General features: G+C 33.8%; 4 protein-coding genes. 1 reads left to right on the top strand and 3 read right to left on the bottom strand.

What is annotated here, in order from left to right; all coding sequences use genetic code 11:
- Positions 1-488 (bottom strand): transposase zinc-binding domain-containing protein (locus C200_RS16720; protein WP_407059567.1); only part of this gene is annotated, 488 nt, incomplete at its 3' end.
- Between the two features lie 11 nt (positions 489-499).
- On the opposite strand from C200_RS16720, the gene C200_RS15000 reads away from it, so the two are divergent.
- Complete coding sequence (locus C200_RS15000; RefSeq protein WP_248782674.1) at positions 500-769, top strand: integrase core domain-containing protein; 270 nt, start codon at positions 500-502, stop codon at positions 767-769.
- A 216-nt stretch (positions 770-985) separates the two neighbouring features.
- Here the strand turns inward: C200_RS15000 and C200_RS08980 are convergent, their stop codons facing one another.
- Both C200_RS08980 and C200_RS08985 read right to left on the bottom strand, forming a co-directional pair.
- Positions 986-2,008: a hypothetical protein gene (locus C200_RS08980; protein WP_016211936.1), complete on the bottom strand. Its 1,023-nt coding sequence runs from the start codon at positions 2,006-2,008 to the stop codon at positions 986-988.
- A 262-nt stretch (positions 2,009-2,270) separates the two neighbouring features.
- Positions 2,271-2,677, bottom strand: a 407-nt coding sequence (locus C200_RS08985; RefSeq protein WP_162180153.1) for a pentapeptide repeat-containing protein, incomplete at its 5' end; no start/stop codon positions are given.

Consider the following 2,677-nt stretch of genomic DNA (forward strand, 5'->3'; position numbering starts at 1 on the left):
TTTTTGAAATTCCTGAATCTCGAGGTAGCGACGCTTACGCAATTATGAACCAGGCGCATGAAGTCAGAGTAAAGCTTATCCTGATTTTTATGGTTATAGAATGGTACCCGCAATTGCTCTGGCAATGTCAACACGACTTGGCGATAACTGATACCCAAAAACAGCTTTGATGAAATCCTCTCCATTACTTCTCGCCCATAGCGTTTCGCGCACTTTAAACAAGCATTACCTTTGCAGCTGAAGTAAATTTTATGGCGGCCTTTACCACAGTTACTGCAACCAAACAGTGTAAAACCATTTTTATCCGTGCCACAATTAAGCATCTTCTCAACTTCTGACAGATAATACGCTGTGTTATAACGTGGATTAATCCTTGTGAATATCACCCAATACACATAGAAAATTGCTTTATAACAAAGAAGTTTTTGTTTAACACGAACTGCCAGCTTCACTGTACTGCTTCCATATAGTGTCAGTAAGGAAAGCATAGTCGACCAGTGTGAGTTGTCTAACTCACATCGGTTTGAAGAGTTTAAGACCAGTATGTTTTTGCCGCTTTACATGTTTTCACCATATATCATGCGACATTGAGCGGTTTTGGCGTTCAATCAAGCATGAAAAAATCAAATTATGCGAATTTGATGATATTCACGAGTTGGAGGACTTGATTGCAGAATACATTCATCATTATAATCACGAACGACCTCATCAAGCGCTAGGAGATTTTGTTCCTGCCGAGGTATTTTCAGGGGCAAAAATAATTTCTTAATTGAGGTTCGTTTTTGTCGGAAGGGAGGGGGTCATTTCAAGGAGGTTGCCAAGCGGAATCCTTTGCAATGTAGTTTTTGTGGATCACTTATGGAGTTATGGCAGCTTTATCACCCTTCAAAAGGGGTATTCTACGATATATTTGACCCACCCCGTAAAAAAGTGAGGTGAGTGCCGAAGGCTATTGTTCTGAAAATTTCAAATTGCGACAGAATCCTTACGATTCATCGAAAGTAAGTTTATTACAACTCTCTTTATTTTGCCTCTCTTGAAGTCTGTTGTAAAAATATAAAGTTGAAGATTGATCATTATTTTCAACTTTATTATTTATATTTTCTAAAATATTTGCTGCTATACTTTTAAAGTCACCACAAATATTATTTGCTAAGTTAGATGAACATACAAAATTAGCTTCGCAACGAATAAGACCAACTGCAAGTCCATCTTCTTTTTCTAAAGAAAATGCGTGTAAAATTATTGATTTTTTTACATTTAATCTATAATCTTCATAAGATGATTTTAATAATTCTAAATTTAATGAATCAGAAAAGAGATCTTTTTTTCTACTATCAAAAACATAATTTGCAATATCAAGGTTTTGTTTAAGTTGATTTAGTTCTCCTAAAGAAATGTGATGTTGATCCTTTTTGAGAATCTCAAGTATACATAAAATATCATCACCTAAACCAACATTTTCTAGTTTCTTAAATAAACCTGTATGGAGTGAGTAATTAAATAAATTTGCAACAAAGACCTGAGCCTCTTTAAACTTTTCAAAGATCAATTCTTTATCATTATTGTCTTCATCTTCTATAGATTTTTCAAGAGCCTGATTTATCTCTTCTTTAAAGAAACTTTGTAAGTCTGCAGTTGCTGTAAAATGAATTGCTTCTACAGAAAATGATTCCAGGATATTTCCTGGGATTTTCTGTGGATCAATAAAAAACCCTATTACTCTTGCTACATCAAACTTATATGATGTTTTTTTTTGCAAAAAATCAGCAAAACAGGAAATTAGTTCATATTTTTTACTTTCATCTGAATTTCTTATGTTTTCTTTTAAAATTTCAAATTCATCTTGAATTTCTCTACTTTCTAAAGAGGAAGTAACATTTTCTAATTTTACAGGCAGTCCGTTAAGGGTGATTGACTCTCTGCCACAAAGGCTAGAATCAATATTTAGACAAGCTTTTTTAAAAAATAATAAATACTTTTCAAGAATATTATAGAAGCTCAACATCAACTAAACCTCTCAATAGTTTCTATTGATTTTATTATAATATTTTTTTTATGAAACATCTATGAAATGTTCTGTCAAAATTTGATCTGGTGGTATGATACTGGTTTTTGTTTGCAGAACCGTAAGCCTCACTACCTCGGCCTACTCACCCCGTGCTTAGCACTCCTTGGCTCGCAGCGGTGGTGATTGCTTTATTTATTAATAAATTCGAGTTTGGTAAGGCGGTCTAACCAAACAATAAAATAGATACATTACCTGAAATTTAATGAGTTAAATTGGCACTTGATGATTGTTCTTGACATTCTTGCTGTTGAGAACCTTCAAATAGCCTTGGTGTATTCAAAGTAGATTCTTTTTGTGGCAGATGAGCAGATAAATAACCGTGATCTCTTGCGTAATATTGATATGAGCCTATATCTTTAGGAATGTAAATTACAGAAGGAAGCTCCATTAAGCCTTCAGTTTTAGGTGTGGCATCGCCAACTAAATCTTTAAAATTCAGACCAGTCCCTTCTAAATTTATTCTGGAAAATATCGCATATTTTAAATCAGTTTTTCTTACTTTCGCATTAGTTAGATCTGTGTCTATAAAGTATGCTCCCTTACAGTTTGTATGAGTTAAATTTGCACCAGATAAATTTGCATCAGACAAGAATAGGCTCGCACAGC

This window comes from Piscirickettsia salmonis LF-89 = ATCC VR-1361 (assembly GCF_000297215.2).
Classification (GTDB): Bacteria; Pseudomonadota; Gammaproteobacteria; order Piscirickettsiales; family Piscirickettsiaceae; genus Piscirickettsia; species Piscirickettsia salmonis.

What these genes read in the sequence shown, in the direction of transcription:
- C200_RS08980 (WP_016211936.1), bottom strand. Translation starts at nt 2,008, where the DNA reads ATGTTGAGCTTCTATAATATTCTTGAAAAGTATTTATTATTTTTTAAA.